Consider the following 19,070-nt stretch of genomic DNA (forward strand, 5'->3'; position numbering starts at 1 on the left):
TATCACCTCGTATTATTTCTTATTAGCTCTGGAAGTTTTAACAAGTGGCATTTGTTGTGTTGTACAATGCACATTGCCACCTTCTTTGATTACAGTAATTCCATCAACCGTTCTAATTCTTCTATTAGGAAAAGTTTCACTTAATACATTCTCAGCTAATTTGTCAGCTTCTTTAGCAGTTCCACCAAAGATAGGCAAAATAATGCCATCATTTACAAAATAAAAATTTAAATAACTTAAGGTTAATCTTTCACCTTCATATTCAACTCTAGGAGGTTGATTGATAGAAATTACTTCTAACTTTCTTCCCTTTGCATCAGTTGAGTTTTTTAGTATTTCAAGATTCTCTAAAGTGATTTCGTAGTTTTTATCATTTGGATCGTCACAAGTTTGCATTATAATTTTCCCAGGAGCAGCAAAACAAGCAATGTTGTCTACATGACCATCAGTTTCATCACCATCTAAACCATTCTTTAACCAAATGATTTTTTCAATATTCAAATATTGCTTTGCATAATTTTCAATTTGTTCCTTTGTAAGGTCAGGATTTCTATTAGGATTTAAAAGGCATTCTTCTGTAGTAAGTAAGGTACCTTCACCATCAACATGAATAGATCCACCTTCAAGAACAAGTGGTGCATCGAATTTCTTTACATTAAAATGTTCTAAGATTTTTGGAGCCACCATATCATCTAAATCCCATGGAGCATATTTTTCACCCCAAGCATTAAACTTCCAGTTAACTCCAGCTATATTGTAATTTTCATCAACGACAAACGTTGGACCATTATCACGAAGCCATGCATCATTGTGATCAATTGGAAGAAAACTAATGTTTGAAGAAGCAAAAAGTTTAGTAACATCAGTTAAATCTTTTGGATTTACAATAACAGTGACTGGTTCAAATTCAGAAATTGCTTTTATATATTCTGCATATCCAAGACATACACTTTCATGATTTTCTGGATAACACATAGATTCTTTGACAGGCCATGAAATGAATGTACGCTCATGAGTAGTCCATTCAGCAGGCATTTTATAATTTAAATCTTTTGGATACATACAATACCCCATTTCTTTAGGATTATATTTTGCTATATTTATAGCATCTATCATATAATAAACTGGCGTTTATTTCAATGTCAAGATTTAAAGTGTATAAATATTTTGGAATAATAGTTTATATATAGTGAAACAATATTCATTGAATTAATTAAATATTAAATGGAGGTGTTTTTATGAAGCTAGAAGGTTACTTTAGTGGTATAAAAGCTGCAAATGATGCTGTAGAGACATTGAAGAGAGCAGGTATAACTGATGCAGCTGCAGATATAAATGAACATTATACAGGAAACAATAATCCAGGAACAAATCTTCCAACAACTGCAAGTAGTACAAATAGTTTGGCAAATTACGTTCTTACTAGTGACAGTCCCTTAGGTGATCCGATGTTAGGCCCTATGGCAGCAGCAAGTCCAATGGTAAGTGGTTATGGTAAATTCGAAGAAATTGCAGATGTAAATTATAAAGTAATTGTTAATGCAGATGATCAAAATGCAGAAAAGGCAAAGCAAATTATTGTAAAGATGGGCGGAGATTTAAATGATCCAAATTTTAAAATACCAGAAGGATTAAAAAATGTATCAATTAGATGATTTAGTTACTAATATGATAAATAATATGGATAAAAATATAGATTAAAGTGTTTTGAAAATTATTAGTCTGTAATTGTTTAAGGTCAAGTAGCTACAGATGGAGTGTATTTGTATAATTTAAATATACTCCTATTACTTTTATATTTTTTTTTAATAAGAGATGTAGTATGATTTTATTAAAGTGAAAATAAAAAGATTAATTATATGAAAGGTATCAAATATAGATAATATGAGTAATTTAGTAGACAATCGTAAGAAGATAAAATGGAGTAAAAAAAAGCTATGGGGTAGTGGATTATTACTTATTATTAGTGCTGGTTTATTTGGAATGTCAAGGTATGTTAGTGGATTTGCAAACATATATTATGAAAATATTTACTTAAATTTAGTTAATGTAATTGGGAGAGGATTATCAATAATAAAATTTTCAGTTTATGAATTAATCGTTATTGGATTTATTTTATTTATTTTTATTAAATTAATTATGTATATATATTTGAAATATAAGAAGAAAATATCGCTTAAAGAAATTATTATTAGGGCAACAGCTAATATTATTTTGTATATTTCAATTTTTATATTTTTAAATGCAGTGACTTTAGGGGTTAATGCTTTTAGACCAAGTTTTGCTAAGTTGACTGATTTGAAGAATAAAGATGTTTCAGAAGAAAATTTGACTGAACTTTGTAGTTATCTTAAAGACGAGCTTAATGAATCAGATAATAAAATACAAAAGGATCAATATGGACTTTTAAAATTAGATGATAGCGTAAAGGAAGAAGGGATTAATAGTATGAAGAACTTGGGCGATAAATATTCTTGTCTCCAAGGATATTATCCGCTTCCTAAACCATATCTTTTTTCTAAAGTAATGTCCTATCAATTATTAGAGGGAGAAACAGATTTTACTTTAGAAGCCAATTATAATAATGATATGCCTAAAGTCGATGTTCCAAGTACTATATGTCATGAATTAAGTCATGTAAGAGGATTTAATAATGAAGATGAAGCGAATTATATAGGTTTTTTAGCATGTATTAATTCTAATAATTATGAATATCAATATAGTGGATACTTAATGGCGTATTCTTACTGTATGAATGATTTATATGATTCGAATAAAGAGGCATTTAAAAAAATCAATAATGAACTTTCTATTAACGTTAAAGCAGAATTAAAAAATGATGCTTTATATTGGAATAAGTATAGAGGGAGAATATCTAAAATTCACAATGATGCTTACGATAAGTTGCTAAAAATAAGTGGACAGGAAAATGGTATTAAAAGCTATAATGCTGTTGTAAAGTTATTGGTTTCAGGATACGGAGTTCAATTTAAATAAAGTGTTTATATAAAAATAAAGGTAATTATAATTATAAAAAAAATTATACAAATTATCAGAAAATATATTGAATTCTGACAATTTAAATGCTATAATAAATACAAGAAAGGAGGATTAACAAAATAATCCTAACTCTATTAAATAAATTACAAAATCAAGATTAATTACATCTTATAAAAATATTAATTAGGTATGACCAATAACACATAACCATTGAAGATGGTGGATTAGTAATATAGGACAAGCGTATTAGAACGCAAGTTGTAAGTACTAAATAAATCATCGGAAGATTTATTTAGTAATCAAAAGGGCGATTAAGGCGCAGGGAGTATTACTAATTATAGTAAGGTTATTTGAGAAAAATATATCTAAGTAATGTAACAAGTAAATTAAAAATTGTTTTATATTAAAATAAAAATGAAATTTTTAAATTTTGACAATGGAAGGGTGATGGCAATTCAAATAGATTCGTTTCGTAGTAGTAAAGGGTTAGGATTAAATTAACCATCAATTAGTTAAGAAAGTTAGCTAATTGATGGTTAAAATTTTTTTGAGTTATTTTTTAATTTATTTATTAATATGTTCCTAAACATACAAAGTATTTTATTATTTAAAATTAGAGGTATTAATACTTAATTTTACAATATATTACTACAAAATGTTGAATAATTAAAAAAAATTTATTATAATTTGGTTATAGAGGTAGAAAGGTGATATTTTTCTAAAAGCATTTAAAATATACAAGAATAGGAAACGAATGAGTTTCTAATTCTACATTAATAATTAAGAAAGTTAGGTTGAAAAATTATTTGGGTCTTCAATGAAATAGAATTAAATTTATTATTAATTCATGTATTTCGGTGGATACTGAATTTATATCTAAGTCTAATATACAATTAAGATAAAAAAGTAGTGAGAGGGATGTGGGCTTGAAATGGATTATATAGATATTATAAGTACAATATTTCAAAGTATATTATTTATATATACAATTAATTATTGTTTAGGATACAAAAAGATTTTTGATAAGAAACTAGTATTAAGTGTAATAATATTGTCTATGATTGGTTATATAATTCCAAACAAATTTGGTAATGTTTCTATATGTGTTTTCGTTACTCATATGTTATGTATGTTAGTTATAATATTCTTCTATAATAAGAAATACATTGAAGCATTATTAGCTTTGAATTTAAGTTATTCAATAGTAATGTTGAGTGTATTTACATTTGGAAATTTATTTTATGAATTTATTGAAAAAATTATATTTAAAGAACATAATGACATGTTCAAAGCACTATTTATTTATCTTTTTCAATTTGTAATGTGTATAACATGTATGAAGTTTGCTAAACTAATTAAGCAGTTTTATAAAATATTACTAGATGGGGAATTTTCACTAATATCTATACTCCTATTTAGTTTTATTCCGGATTTTGTAATTTCATTTTATATAATTAGATATAAAAACGAACCTCCTTTATTGAAAAATGTTATATTTATGCTATTAATTATTTTTATTATTATTAGCATTGTATACTTTGTACAAATTAAGGAACGAGCAAATAAAATATATAAATTAAATCAAGAACTAGAAATTAAAAATGTTGAATTGACCGTGATAAAAAATACTTATGGAATGCAGATGTCATCTTTATATGAGTTATGTATGATGGAACAGTATGAAAATGTATCGAGTTTGTTAAAAAGTACTATAAATGTTGCAGGAGAAACGAATAAAAGAAAAGAAAATAAAGTACAAGAATCTATTCTATCATATGCGACTAAACATGTAACTTCAGAAGATATAAATATAGAAATAGAAGAACATGCTAACTTAGCACTATTAGCTATATCTGAAATGGAATTGTATAGAATTGTTGTTAATATTGTTAATAATGCTGTTAAAGCTATGAAGAACAAAGGGAGATTGACTATTCGGTCGTACAATAAAGATGAAAATATTATTATAGAAATTGAAAATGACGGTGAAAAGATCCCTGAAGGGATTATTAATAAAATATTCAAATCTGGATTTACAACCAAGGAGGATGATGATAAAAATCATGGGTATGGATTGAGTATAGTTAAAGAATTGATAGAAAATTATAATGGAAAAATATTTGTTGAGAGTAATGAGGTAATTACTAGATTTGTAATTGATTTACCTATAGATAAATTAGAAGATTCAATTGTTGTTTAATATTTAATATATATACTGAATTGCTAACTTTTAACTATTTTAGTACCAAAAATAATAAATCTATTTGTATAATTAGTTAGAAGGAGGTGAAAATGTTGGGAAATATAATAAAAATAAATATGTACGCAGAAATTAGAAAAGAAAAAACCAAGAAGGTAAAACTAAATGTTCTTGAGGATACTATTTTAAAATACAATAATTGGCTTAAAGTCACCAATAGAGAGGATAAAATAGAGAATTATGAAAAGTTTTTGCGAGCATGAAAATGAATTTTGAAAGTAGATTAAACTGTGAGGTTTAAACTACTTTTTTTATATATATTATATAAATTTTTTTAGCAATTATTGATTTATTTAGAAGGAATAAGTAAAATGGTTATGTGATTATTCTTCATTTAAGTAAAGTTTTATGTTTGAAGAATTATATGTGATAAGAAGGAGATAAAATTATGAAAGCTTATGAACGTTTATTAAAATATGTAAAGGTATATACTACATCGGATGAAAATTCTAACACACATCCAACAACTAAAAGGCAATTTGATTTAGCAAATTTATTAGTTGAAGAAATGAAAGAGCTTGGAATAGAGGAATGTAGAGTTGATGAGCATTGCTATGTTTATGGAGTAATACAAGCAACTAAAGGTTATGAAGATAAACCAAGTATAGGACTTATTGCTCACTTAGATTCTGCACCAGCAGCTCCAGGAGAAAATGTAAATCCTCAAATTATTGAAAATTATGATGGTGGAGACATCATATTAAAAGGAAACAATGGCATATTATCACCTGAGAAGTTTCCGCATTTAAAAGACTTAGTAGGAAGAACGCTTATTACTACAGATGGAACTACACTTTTAGGTGCAGATGACAAAGCAGGAATAGCTGAAATTTTAACTGCTTGTGAAACTATAATAAATGAAAATATTCCACATGGAAAAATATGCATTGGATTTACCCCAGATGAAGAGGTAGGGCTTGGAGCACATCTATTTGATGTGAAAAACTTTGGAGCTGATTTTGCTTATACAATTGATGGGGGAATAGAAGGCGAAATTTCTTATGAAAACTTTAATGCAGCCGGTGTTGAAGTTGAAATTCACGGAGTATCAGTTCATCCTGGATCTGCTAAGAATACAATGATTAATGCTGTTAATGTTGGTATTGAATTTAATTCAATGCTTCCATCAGGCGAAAGACCAGAACATACAGAAAATTATGAAGGCTTTTACTATTTGGAGCATTTTTCTGGAAGTACAGATCAAGCAACCTTAAAATATAAACTAAGAGATCATAATAGTGATAAATTTGAAAATAGAAAATACACAATTCTATTAACTGAGAAATTATTAAATGAAAAGTATGGCGAAGGAACAGTAACAGTTAAAATAAAAGATGAATATAAAAATATGCTTGAACATATAAAGCCTTGTATGCATTTAATTGATAATGCAACAGAAGTAATGAAAGCATTAAATGTAACACCAGTAATTGAACCTATTCGTGGGGGAACAGATGGAGCAACATTAAGTTATATGGGCTTACCTTGTCCTAATCTTGGAACAGGAGGTTTTGCTTACCATGGTGAGTATGAACATATTACAGTAGAAGGAATGGATATCTGCACAAAAATTATAATAGAAATTTTAAAAAGATACACACATTAGAAAAAAAGCAGCCGACAAAGGAGGCTGCATAAGATCAGAATCACATTAGAAAAAAAGCAGCCGACAAAGGAGGCTGCATAAGATCAGAATCACATTAGAAAAAAAGCAGCCGACAAAGGAGGCTGCATAAGATCAGAATCACATTAGAAAAAAAGCAGCCGACAAAGGAGGCTGCATAAGATCAGAATCACATTGGATTTTAACAAAGAAGCTGTTGCATTTTTGCAACGGCTTTTTTTATTCTTTACGAGGAATTTATAATGCAGTAAAATCTGTGGATAATATATGAAGAGGGCTATTTAAGTGAGTTGTGTATAAGAAAAGAATAAAAAACAAATCATATTCGCCTGCATAAAATGTTCTCATATGCAGATAGTTCCGTATTGCAGCATAGCTGCTCTTTTTATAGGGGCATAGCTGAGATTTCTAAGGAAATGTTCTTATATGCAGCATAGCTGCCTTTTCTAATGTGCACATTTTTCTCACATACGTTCGAAAAGGCAGATGCGCACCTATAAAAAGAGTGCGAAGCACAATACGGAACTTAATATTAAAAATCTCCGGCTCCACAGTCGCCTGCGATTTTTTTATTCTTTATGTATTTTATTAAAAATAGAGGAGTATGGTATAATTTGCATATAACTATATAAAATATAAAGTAATTAGATTATAAATATAGAAACAATAAACGGTTTTATTGACATTGTAAAATACTAAAAAGGGAGTATTAGGATGAAAAATAATGCAGCACAAAGGGAATTTAAAAAATACAAAAGTCAAATTAATCAAATAGAAGAAATAGTTGAACACTCCAAGCCTGGAGCACTTATTGAACATGAAAGTGCAATAAGAAAGAAACTTGTAAAACTTAAAGAGTTAGAAAATCAAAATCTAAGAGATTATAAAGAGGTATATGAACGATATGAAGAATTATTAGAGGATATATCTAAAAAGATTCTTGATCAATATAATAAAAGTAATAATACAGAGTTTGATTTTTACGAAGTTATAAGAGGAAATTACAATAGCTTTTTAAATCAAGGAATAATGACTATACTTACTAAATTGCATATTCCTAAATTAGTAGCAAAAGAATTTGAGGAGAATTTTCCCAAGAATCCAAAGGATGAATATCTTATTGCTAGAAGTATGAAGAGAAAATTTTACATACACTTAGGAGATACTAATACTGGAAAGACTTATAATGCTTTACAACGTTTAAAAAGCGCAAAAAAAGGTGTATATTTGTCTCCTCTTAGAATACTTGCTTTAGAGAATTACGAAAGATTAAACAGTGAAGGGGTATTATGTAATTTAATGACAGGAGAAGAAGAAATAATTAATGAAGCAGCTACTCATACTTCATGTACCATTGAAAAAGTCAATTTAAGAGAACATTACGAAATTGCAGTTATTGATGAAATTCAAATGATTAGTGATCCGTTCCGCGGAATGGCATGGAGCAAAGCAGTACTTGGCTTACAATGTGATGAAATCCATATATGTGGTGCAGCTAATGCTAAATATATATTAGAAACAATAATTAAGGACTGCAAGGATGATTTTGAAATAAAAGAATATACAAGGGCTATACCATTAGAAGTTGAATTTAAAAACTTTAGTTATAATGATATTCAAGAAGGTGATGCTATTGTAGTGTTTTCCAAAAAAAGAGTATTAGAAATAGCTGAAGAATATTCAAGTAGAGGCATTAAGGCAAGTGTGATTTATGGAGATTTACCGCCAGAAGTTAGAAAAATGCAATATACACAATTTGTAAATAAAGAAACGAAAATTTTAGTTACAACTGATGCAATAGGAATGGGGGTTAATTTACCTATAAGAAGAATTATATTTATGAGTATAAGAAAATTTGATGGAGAAGAAGTAAGGGAATTAACTTCACAGGAAATAAAACAAGTTGGAGGTCGTGCAGGAAGAATTGGAATTTACGATGTTGGTTACATTGCTAGTGTTGGAGGAAATGCAAGTGTAATTAAAGATAAGTTGGAAATAGAGGATCAAGTAATACAACAAGCTGTTATTGGTCCAACAGAAGCAATACTTAAAATAAAAAGTTTGCCACTAAATGAAAAACTAGCTCTTTGGAGTACTCGTGAAGAAAAGATGGATTATTATACTAAAATGGATGTAAGTGAGTATTTATTGATTTTAGATAAAATAAAAAATTATAAACTGAGTGAAGAAATCCAGTGGGACTTACTAAAAGTACCATTTGATGTTAGCAGTGATGAACTAATGAATACATTTCTTGATTATGTAGATGAATTGTTTATAAATAAGCAGGAAGAATTATTTAAACCACAATGCTTTAAAGGAAGTCTTGATGATTTAGAAATATATTATCAAAAAATTAATATGTATTATTCATTTTCAAAAATATTTAATTTAAAATTTGATCCGAAATGGGTATATGATGAGAGGATTAAAGTTAGTGAAGAAATAAATGAGATTTTATTGGGAATATAAAAATATTATAATTAAAGAATGAAATTAATAATTTAATGTTGATTGCTAATTCCTTATTTATGTTATTTTTAACATATAAATTAATTTTTGGTTTGGTCAGATTAGGAATGTAAGTTGGAAAAATTAATGTATAACGTTTAAATAAAAGATAAAATACGAAAATTTAATAAAATTTGTAATTAAATATTTATATATATGGAATTTTAGGTTATACTTAAATTGTTTGAGTTTTTATAATAAGTACTACAAAATATTAAAAAAAGGGGAACGCAAATGAGTGAATTAAATCATGAACTTGGAATCATAGCATTAGAGAGCTGTACAGAATTAGGAAATGCTATAGACAAGTATATCCAAAAAAGCAGAGAGTGCACTGAGTCGTTTTTAGTGCCAATTGAGGAAATTAGATTTTCTAATGGTGAAGGAAAGGTTAAAATTTCTGAAACTGTTAGAGGAAAGGACATATACATTTTATGTGATGTTGGAAATTACAGCTGTACATACAAAATGTTCGGGTTTGAAAACAATAAGGGACCAGATGAACATTTTCAAGATATAAAGAGAACAGTTGCAGCAATTAGAGGTAAAGCGGCAAGAATAACTGTAATCATGCCTCTTTTATATGAGTCAAGACAACATAGACGCAAGGGAAGAGAGTCTTTAGACTGCGCTTTATCACTTCAAGAACTTGAAAGATTAGGTGTAGATGAAATTCTTACATTTGATGTACATGATCCAAATATTCAAAATGCTATTCCTTTAATGTCTTTTGAAAATATCTATCCAACATATGATATAGTAAAATCACTTATATTAAATGAAAAATCATTAGAACTTGATAAAGAAAAATTACTAGTTATCAGCCCTGATACTGGAGCTATGGATAGAGCTATTTATTATTCAAGTGTTTTAGGTGTTGATGTTGGATTATTTTATAAAAGAAGAGATCATTCTACAATAGTTAATGGAAAAAATCCTATTGTTCAACATGAATATATGGGAAGATCTGTTGAAGGTAGCGATGTTTTAATTGTAGATGATATGATAGCATCTGGAGAATCTGTCCTTGATATAGCTAAAGAATTAAAAAAGAGAAACGTTAGAAATGTTTATGTTGCGGCAACATTTGCTTTTTTCACAGAAGGACTTGAAAAATTCAATAAAGCTTATGAAGAAGGATTGATTAAGAGAATTTATTCTACTAATTTAACTTATATATCGCAAAACTTATATGAAGCTGAATGGTTTAACCATGCTGATATGTCAGAATTTATGTCTAGAATTATTAATAGATTAAATCATGGAAGGTCTATAGCTAAATATATGGATGCAACTAGAATTATACATAGCTTATTAAATAAGTAATATTAATATTATAATATATTAAATTGTATATATTTGGAAGAACAACGGGGATTTAAGGTGATTCCTGTTGTTTTTTTAATAAAATCTTAAGAAATGGTAAGGAATTCAAAATTTGTTTGTAGTATAATTGTTTGTATTGGGTAAATAATCGGTTCTACTTTTAGAATTTTATATCTATAAGATAATAACTAAAGGAGGATAAGATGAAAAGAATTCGCAGAATTGTTGTAACGACTACGTTACTTTTACTAATTACTTATACAAGCAATGCATTACCAGCATTTGCAGAACCAACAGATATATCACTTGAGCAGGCAATCCAAAACATACAAGAGGATGATAATCAAATTGAATATAATATGGACAAACTTAATAAATTAAAAGACCAAATTACTCAAAAGGAAAGTGACATCAAGGATAATGAAAAGGAGCTTGAAGATGCACAAGTTGAGGTTGAAGAAAAAGATAATCAATTATCAGAACGTTTAAAAGGGATTCAATTGAATGGTGGCATTGAAGCTACTCCAATGCAGTATTTAGATGCGGTATTTTCTTCAGGGAATGTTCTAGATGCATTAAAAAAAGTAAACTTAATTTCAGAAATTTGTACAAGCGATAAAAAGCTTATTTTAAAAGCAGAGGAATCAAAAAAGCAGCTTTTAGATATTAAAGACCATATAAATAAAGAAAATAGCGAACTTCAAAAAAATAAAGCTGAGGTTGAAAAACAAATTTCTGATTTAGAAAATCAGAAAAGCAATCTTATGAAATATGTACAAGATAACACTGCCTTACTAACTGCTGATGAAGGTGTCACAATTCCAGTAACACTTCCCTCAGATATTTCTCCTAAAGTTAAAACTCTCATAGAGGAATCAGAAAAATATTTAAAGGTTCCATATTTGTGGGGAGGAGAATCACCAGAAGGGTTTGATTGTTCAGGGCTTATGCAATATGTATTTAAATCACAAGGTATGGAAATTCCAAGAACATCTGAGGAGCAACAAAGCTTTGCAAAACCTATTGGCATTGCGGAAATTAAACCTGGAGATTTAGTATTTAATAAAACTACAGATTCAACACATGTTGGGATGTATATAGGTTATGATATGTATATTCAAGCACCGCATACAGGCGATATTGTTAAGATAAGTAGATTGAGTACTTCAAATATGAAATATGTGGGAAGAGTGTTAAATTAATTACTAGTGAAAATTGTGAATATAAAATCAGCTTGTCTGAAATATAAATTAAAAAGGCTATGAATTGTTTCATAACCTTTTTAATGGAATTATTTTATTGGTAGTTGTCGTTGAATTTGTATATTATAAAAAAGTTCTTCGTGAAGCTTTTAATTGTAAATCAGTAACATCTCTAAAATAATAATTGTCATTACAAGGCCTATAAGTATCGTTAACCTCATCATAGATATATTTTGTAGGAGTGAATAGTAAATTTAATAGTGATTTGAAGACCTTTACAAGTAGTGTTGAAAAATTATATAAGTTCCTTAAAACAATATTATTAATAATGTCTTTATTGAAATTATAACTAGTCAAATTAGTTTTTGAAGTTTTAAAAGTTCTATAGTTCATAATAAAACCTCCTAATTTATAAAGATTTTTATTAGTTATTTCTATAATCTAAATATATATCATAAATAAAAAAAATACATCTTGGAGAAAATATTAGTTTATCAATATAAATTATAAATGAAGTAATTTATTTATGAAAAATATGATAATTTTATATTTATATCAATTAATAGACTAAAATACTTAAATAATCATAAAATTGATAGAATTTTCAAACAATTACTGTAGGAAGTTCAAAATTTTTTTACAAAAGGAGTTGTTATAAAGAAATGACTATTTTATATTTAGAAGTTACATTAAGGGCTTCATGGGTACACTCATTAAAAGAAAAGAGAATGATATTAAAAAGTATAGTACAGAAATTAAAAAATAAATTTAATATATCTGTATCTGAGGTAGACGAACAAGATATTCATCAGAAAATAATTATAGGTATTGCCGGATTATGTGCAAACTCAGCACAATGTGATTCGACAATGGAAAATATTATAACTTTCATTGAGGACAATACTGATGCCGAAATGGTGGAAATAAGCAAAGAAGAACTTAGAGTATAAAAAAATATAGGAGCTGAAGAACCAGTTCCTATATTTATAAAATAATATTATCTAAATTATAGAGATTAATTTACTATACTATACTTGCTCTGCAATATAGTATAGTAGCTGTTCAGTAGCGGCCCAGCCTAAACAAGGGTCCGTAATTGATTTCCCGTAAATATGTTCATCTATTTTTTGGCAACCTTCTTCAATATAGCTTTCGATCATAACCCCTTTAATTAACTTGTTAAGTTCAGTATTATAATTTCTACTATAAAGAATTTCTTTTACTATACGAGGTTGTTCAGCAAATTTTTTCATAGAATTGGCGTGGTTTGCATCGACAATTACTGAAGGATATGGAAAATTATATTCGCTATAAGCTTCAGCAACTTTTATTAAATCTTCATAATGATAATTTGGTATGCTGTTACCATGCTGATTAACTGCCCCACGCATAATAGCATGACTATAAGGATTACCTGTCGTATTTACTTCATTATGCCTATACAAGAAGTTATGTTTAGCGTGAGCTGCTTGTATAGAATTAAACATTACTGAAATATCTCCACTTGTTGGATTTTTCATACCAACTGGCACATCAATTCCACTAGCAGTTAATCTATGCTGTTGATTTTCAACACTTCTTGCTCCTACAGCAACATAACTTAATAAATCATCGCAATACATATAGTTAGAAGGATAAAGCATTTCATCTGCTGGAGTGAGGCCGGATTCTTCTATTGCACGAATGAACATCTTTCTGATAGAAATTAATCCCTCAAGAATATTAGGTGATTTTTCGGGATCTGGTTGATGGAACATTCCTTTATAGCCTTCACCTGTTGTTCTAGGTTTATTTGTATAAATTCTAGGAACTATAAAAAGCTTATCTTTTACTTTTTCATTTATTTTTGCTAATCTGCTTACATAGTCACAAACTGAATTTTCATCATCTGCTGAACAAGGTCCAATTATTACAATAAATTTGTCGCTGTTTCCAGCAAATATCTCCTTAATTTCTGAATCTCTTTCTGCTTTGATTTTTCTTAAATTATCTGCAAGAGGAGTTAATTCTTTAATTTCCTCTGGAGATGGTATTTTTCTTACTGTTATAAAACTCATTATAAGTGCCCCCTTGATATTTTTTGATATCCAAAATTGTATTATTTTTCATATGCTCAAATATTATAATTTCTATAGAAGATATCTATATAACTATATAATTATTGAAAAATCTAGTCAAGCTAGAATAAAATATAAATGAAAAAAGTTATTAAAAAAATAGGAAGATTAAGCAATTTTTGATTGCCTAAATCATACATTTAATAGGTAGAAATATTTGAGAGGTATTTTATGTCTATTTATTTTGATTTTAAAACTATCGGGGAATTGTCAGGTGATAATTCTCGTAATGAAGAAACTTGGTCTATATTAAACGAACCTTTATTAAATGAGGAATTCAATTGGAATATGGGAGATTCTAGGTATGATACTAGAGTTGCTAAAACTCCAGCAAATTTTACTCCTGATGATTGGGTTAGATATATTACTCCAATAATTAATTATGCAATAACACAAGGTCAGCAGGGAAGTACAATTGATCCATATATGTATCAGAGAGTTGCTTTATTGGGTGTTCTTGTGGGAAGAGGGAAAACCCCAAGAGAAGCTATTGATCAACTTCAAGAATGGCAAGATAAAGGTGAACTACAATTATTAAAATATACTAATACTGGAACTACAGGAACAACTGGAATGACTGGTACAACAGGAACCTCTACAGGGAATATGGGGCAAACTGGAACTCAAGTTGGTGGAGGAACAACAGGAGGAACTGGAACAAGCGGTGGAATGACAACCGGAGGTACAACTAGTGGAGTTGGAACACAAGGTGGATTAGGTACAACAGGAGGAATGGGAACAGGATTTGGAACAGGAGGTACCTTTGGTGGTATTGGAACTACTGGTGGAACAACAGGAGGAATGGGAACAGGTGGAACCTTTGGCGGATTTGGAACACCAGGAACTTCAGGAGGAATGGGAACTGGGGTAGGAACCTTTGGTGGAGGTACTGGAACTACAGGTGGTATGGGTACTTCAACTGGTGGAGGCACAAGAGATACGAGCGATGAAATGTTAAATGAAACTAGTGATAGATTAATTTTAGATTAATATATATGCATTATTAAAGGATATGCACATTTGAAGTGGCAGCTATGCTGCATATGAGAACATTTTATTAGAAATGGCAGCTAGCTGCATATGAGAACATTTTATGCAGGCGACTATGATTTGTTTTTTATTCTTTTCTTATACACAACTCAGTTAAATAGCCTTTTTCATATATTATCCACAGATTTTACTGCATTATAAATTTCTAAAGAATAAAAAAACAGAAGAATTTTATAAGGATGTGATATAATTAAATTTGGTAAAAAATAAAGAATCGAGGGAAACATATGAAAAGATATTATAGAGGAATTGTGTATTGCATTGGTCTTATTGTACTTGCATTAGGTATCATATTAAATACAAAGACAGGCTTGGGGGTATCTCCAATTATATCTATACCATATTCCATATCAAAAATTTGGAAAGTCAATTTAGGAAATGCAACTTTGTGCATTTATATTTTATGTGTTTTTGGTCAGTTTTTACTTCGTGGAAAGAAGTTTCGTTCGTTTGATTTGTTACAAATTCCTATGAGTTTTGTATTTAGTAAAGTAATTAATTTATTTAATGACATAATAGTTATAAATTTTAGCAGTTTGTATTTGAATGTACTTTTGCTAATTGTAGCAATTATGCTTACAGGAATTGGTGTAGTCATGACAGTAGAGATGAACTTTATACCAAATGCTGCTGATGGGCTTACACAGGCATTAGCTTATAGGTTAGATATTAAACTTGGTTTATCAAAGAATATTATTGATATGTCAAGTGTCTTAATTACAATAGTCATTGGATTACTATCTGTTGGACAAGTAGTTGGAATAGGTTTTGGAACATTAATGGCAGTAATTGGTGTGGGACGAGCTATTGCTTTAGTAAAGTTGTTATTTAGAAACAATATACTTGCTTTTGCAGACTAACAAATTAAAATAAATTTGTTTAATGGCAAGTTTGTTTTTAGGGAAAAGGTAAGCCATACATGTTGTTAAAGTAAGAATGCTCTTGAGTGGATTTTTTTGGAATAATTTTATATTTTGCACTAGATATTTTGAATAAGACTATAGTATAATAATATGAATTATAGAATAAGAGAAGGGCGATTATTATATATGCTATGGATAATTTGGAATGTTAGGAGTAGTAAATATGTCAAAAGAGGAGTTGAAATTACTTCGGAACAGAGTTACTGAGTTAAGAGCGGAAGGAAAATATAAAGAAACTATTGAAAATTGTTATAATCTTATAAAAAAAGCTATGAAATTAAAGGATTATAAATCTTTATTAACTGCATATATAAATCTTGGAGCTTCGTATTATTGTATTGGAGATATTGAATTGGCATTTGAGAGTCTTTCAAAACATAGTGAATATTGTGATAAATATGGTGATGAAGAAGATATACTAAATTCAAGTAATATTTTAGCATTACTTTATGAGTATAATAAAGATTATGTTAGTTCAAAGGATACGTTAAAAAAGGCAATAGATTTAGGTAAAAAATTAAGAAAATATAATATTGTAAGCAATGCATATAGTAATTATGCTCATATATGTATGATAGAAGAAAATTATACTGAAGCCTTAGAAATGGCGGTTATTGGATTAGAGATAGCAAGACTTCATAAGCCGGCAAGTAAAATATTAGAACTTAGAGTTAGGTTAAATATAGGAAAAGCGCTTATAGGATTAGATGATTTTAAAAATTCTAAACATATAATTGATGAAATAATTAATGATGAAATTTTAGATTTATTTATTAGAGAAAAATCCCAGGTTTATCATTTAAAAGGTTGTTGGTATAGTAAACAAAAATTGTATAAAGAAGCATTAGAATCATATAATGTGGCTAAAACTTTAGTTGAAAGTTATAATGATATTCATCTATTACAAATAATTCAAGAAGAAAGATGTAAACTCTGTGATGATATGGGGAATATTGATTTGGGCTACCAGGTTCAAAAAGAATATATAACACTTCTTAAAGAAATTAATAACAGGGAACTTCAATCAATGGCATTAAAATTGCAGGTAAAGCATAATATGGCGGAAATGAGAAAAAAAGCTAACATGGATTTCTTGACAGGTCTTTATAATAGGAGTTATATAGAAGTTACAGCAAATCAATGGTTGAAGAATGATAAGATAATATGTATAGTTTTTGATGTAGATAAATTTAAATCTTTCAACGACAATTATGGGCATTTGTTTGGAGATGAAGTTATAAAAAAAGTTTCTAGGACATGTTTGAATATAATTAAAAAGCCAGATTTAGTTGGGCGTTTTGGTGGTGATGAATTCGTAATTCTTATAAAGGGTAACTCAAAAGAAAAGGCTATAAGTAAAGCAGAGCAACTTCTTGAGGGTATACGAAATTTAAAAATACATGATGGAAATGATGTTATTTCAATTACGATAAGTATTGGGATTTCAGATAATATAGATCGAATAATTACAGATTTTAAAGAACTGTTTGAACTTGCTGATAGAGGATTATATAAGGCAAAGAAAAATGGTAGAAATCAAATATGCACGTATGATTAACGTTTGCATATAAAAAGTCTATTTTTTATATAGGAGGTGATCCGTTTGTACGGGGCGCGTATACTAACTCTTTTTTTCTAGTATAAGAAAAGAAGGGTGGTTTTAATGAAAATAAAAAATTTAATAGAGAATTATAATAAGAATGAATATAAAAAGATAAATCATATTGCATTACCTTTAGTGTTAAATAATGTTTTGGCTATGATTATTGGACTTTGTGACCAAGCAATGGTTGGAAGGATTTCTTTAGCAGCGTTTGGGGCAGTAGGTCTTATAGCTTCTACTATAAATAGTATAACTGGAGTTCTAGGATCAATATCAATCGGGTTTAATATAATTGGTGCAAGGTGCAAAGGTGAAAAAAGATATGATGAACTTAAAAGTAATTTTGGGCTAAATATATTTTTAAATATTTTTATCGGTGCAGTATTTTTTTTAGGAGCATTGAAATTCGGAAAAATTATATTGGAAACTTTATATGGATTTGATGGAGAAGAATTAATTGATGCTTCTGAATATTTAACTATATATAGTATTTCAATTGGACTGAATATGATACTTTTTACATATTCTTCTTATTTTAAAATAATGAATAAAACTAAATATATTTTGTACGGCAATATTATTGCATCAATATCTAATGTATTTTTTGATTATGTTTTTATATTTGGTTATTTTGGATTTCAAAAGATGGGTATTAGAGGACATGCAATAGGTTCAATACTGGGGATTTTTCTAAATATAGGAGTATATTTAGTTGTAACTAGGAAGTCTAAATTGCATACATTATCATCTAATAAAATTATAAAATCTTTAAAAGAAACTTTAATGTTATCAGCACCGATTATGGGACAGGAATTTCTTGAGTCAACACTTCTTGTAATTACAATAAATTCGATTCTTTCTTTTATTGGAATACTTGAAGTTTCAGTTTATAATTTACTATTAGCAGTAGTAAACATTTTGTTGATGCCAATGTATGCATACTCTCAAGCTTCTCTTACAATAATTAGTGAAAGTTTAGGGGCTAAAAATCTAAGTAAAGGCAAGAAAACTCCATTAAGATGTTTAGTTCTTGCAGTATCATTTTTTATAATGCTTATAATCGTCCTCTTGATTTTAAAAAATTATATACCGCGTATAATAACTGATGATACAGAGTTAATTAATAGTTCTATTTTGTATATTCCAATTGCTTTGCTGATAAATACTTTTTTTATTCCAGCTACGATATATAAGTTGAGTTTACAAGGAATAGATGATGGAAAATGGGTATTTTTAGCTTCAATATTAATTAATTTTATGGGTGTGATATTTATTTTATTCTTCACTAAGATTATTTATTTGGGATTAACTGGTGTGTATATTGGAATGGCGATTAATTATATTATTCTAGCCATAGCTTTTTATAGTAGATATAATAATATAATTAAAGAAAAGATTTATATAAACTAAATATAAAAAGAATGACTTATTTGGGGGATAAGTCATTCTTTTCT

16 protein-coding genes are annotated in these 19,070 nt (G+C 28.3%); 13 read left to right on the forward strand and 3 right to left on the reverse strand.

From position 1 onward, the window contains the following. Positions 1–12: 12 nt before the first annotated feature. Positions 13–1,062 (reverse strand): agmatine deiminase family protein, encoded by a 1,050-nt coding sequence (locus CSPA_RS12030; protein WP_017810660.1) that lies wholly within the window; start codon positions 1,060–1,062, stop codon positions 13–15. A 176-nt stretch (positions 1,063–1,238) separates the two neighbouring features. Between CSPA_RS12030 and CSPA_RS12035 the strand changes: the two genes are divergently transcribed. The 8 genes from CSPA_RS12035 (at position 1,239) to CSPA_RS12065 (ending at position 11,923) form a co-directional block, all read left to right on the forward strand. After that, positions 1,239–1,655 (forward strand): hypothetical protein, encoded by a 417-nt coding sequence (locus CSPA_RS12035; protein ID WP_015392549.1) that lies wholly within the window; start codon positions 1,239–1,241, stop codon positions 1,653–1,655. 229 nt (positions 1,656–1,884) lie between these two features. Next, positions 1,885–2,997, forward strand: a complete 1,113-nt coding sequence (locus tag CSPA_RS12040) for a DUF3810 domain-containing protein (protein ID WP_015392550.1) — start codon at positions 1,885–1,887, stop codon at positions 2,995–2,997. Positions 2,998–3,931: 934 nt separating this feature from the next. Further along, entirely contained in the window at positions 3,932–5,200 is a 1,269-nt protein-coding gene (locus CSPA_RS12045) for a sensor histidine kinase (RefSeq protein WP_015392551.1), read from the forward strand. 92 nt (positions 5,201–5,292) lie between these two features. Further along, a complete protein-coding gene (locus tag CSPA_RS30095; protein WP_015392552.1) occupies positions 5,293–5,463 on the forward strand; it encodes a hypothetical protein in 171 nt (56 codons plus the stop codon). Between the two features lie 185 nt (positions 5,464–5,648). After that, a complete protein-coding gene (pepT, locus tag CSPA_RS12050; RefSeq protein WP_015392553.1) occupies positions 5,649–6,866 on the forward strand; it encodes a peptidase T in 1,218 nt (405 codons plus the stop codon). A 732-nt stretch (positions 6,867–7,598) separates the two neighbouring features. After that, positions 7,599–9,356, forward strand: a complete 1,758-nt coding sequence (locus CSPA_RS12055; protein ID WP_015392554.1) for a helicase-related protein — start codon at positions 7,599–7,601, stop codon at positions 9,354–9,356. Positions 9,357–9,629: 273 nt separating this feature from the next. Continuing rightward, complete coding sequence (locus CSPA_RS12060) at positions 9,630–10,721, forward strand: ribose-phosphate pyrophosphokinase (RefSeq protein WP_015392555.1); 1,092 nt, start codon at positions 9,630–9,632, stop codon at positions 10,719–10,721. Positions 10,722–10,924: 203 nt separating this feature from the next. Beyond that, positions 10,925–11,923 (forward strand): C40 family peptidase, encoded by a 999-nt coding sequence (locus CSPA_RS12065; RefSeq protein ID WP_015392556.1) that lies wholly within the window; start codon positions 10,925–10,927, stop codon positions 11,921–11,923. Between the two features lie 123 nt (positions 11,924–12,046). Here CSPA_RS12065 and CSPA_RS12070 read toward each other — a convergent pair whose 3' ends face one another. After that, a complete protein-coding gene (locus CSPA_RS12070) occupies positions 12,047–12,316 on the reverse strand; it encodes a hypothetical protein (RefSeq protein WP_015392557.1) in 270 nt (89 codons plus the stop codon). A gap of 269 nt (positions 12,317–12,585) precedes the next feature. On the opposite strand from CSPA_RS12070, the gene CSPA_RS12075 reads away from it, so the two are divergent. Beyond that, positions 12,586–12,873, forward strand: a complete 288-nt coding sequence (locus CSPA_RS12075; protein WP_015392558.1) for a DUF503 domain-containing protein — start codon at positions 12,586–12,588, stop codon at positions 12,871–12,873. 78 nt (positions 12,874–12,951) lie between these two features. Here the strand turns inward: CSPA_RS12075 and CSPA_RS12080 are convergent, their stop codons facing one another. Then, the gene (locus tag CSPA_RS12080; protein ID WP_015392559.1) at positions 12,952–13,980 is read right to left on the reverse strand and encodes a 3-deoxy-7-phosphoheptulonate synthase; all 1,029 of its coding nucleotides are present in this window, start codon (positions 13,978–13,980) and stop codon (positions 12,952–12,954) included. A 231-nt stretch (positions 13,981–14,211) separates the two neighbouring features. Here CSPA_RS12080 and CSPA_RS12085 point away from each other — a divergent pair, with 231 nt between their 5' ends. The 4 genes from CSPA_RS12085 (at position 14,212) to CSPA_RS12100 (ending at position 19,026) form a co-directional block, all read left to right on the forward strand. Then, on the forward strand, positions 14,212–15,030 hold the full coding sequence (locus tag CSPA_RS12085; protein ID WP_015392560.1) for a hypothetical protein: 819 nt from the start codon (positions 14,212–14,214) through the stop codon (positions 15,028–15,030). Positions 15,031–15,317: 287 nt separating this feature from the next. Continuing rightward, positions 15,318–15,950 carry a YczE/YyaS/YitT family protein gene (locus tag CSPA_RS12090; protein WP_015392561.1) on the forward strand — a complete coding sequence of 211 codons (633 nt, stop codon included), beginning with the start codon at positions 15,318–15,320 and terminating at the stop codon, positions 15,948–15,950. Between the two features lie 226 nt (positions 15,951–16,176). Further along, positions 16,177–17,571 (forward strand): GGDEF domain-containing protein, encoded by a 1,395-nt coding sequence (locus tag CSPA_RS12095; RefSeq protein ID WP_015392562.1) that lies wholly within the window; start codon positions 16,177–16,179, stop codon positions 17,569–17,571. A 105-nt stretch (positions 17,572–17,676) separates the two neighbouring features. Then, positions 17,677–19,026 carry an MATE family efflux transporter gene (locus CSPA_RS12100; RefSeq protein ID WP_015392563.1) on the forward strand — a complete coding sequence of 450 codons (1,350 nt, stop codon included), beginning with the start codon at positions 17,677–17,679 and terminating at the stop codon, positions 19,024–19,026. Positions 19,027–19,070: the final 44 nt, after the last annotated feature.

The organism is Clostridium saccharoperbutylacetonicum N1-4(HMT) (assembly GCF_000340885.1).
GTDB classification, from domain to species: domain Bacteria; phylum Bacillota; class Clostridia; order Clostridiales; family Clostridiaceae; genus Clostridium; species Clostridium saccharoperbutylacetonicum.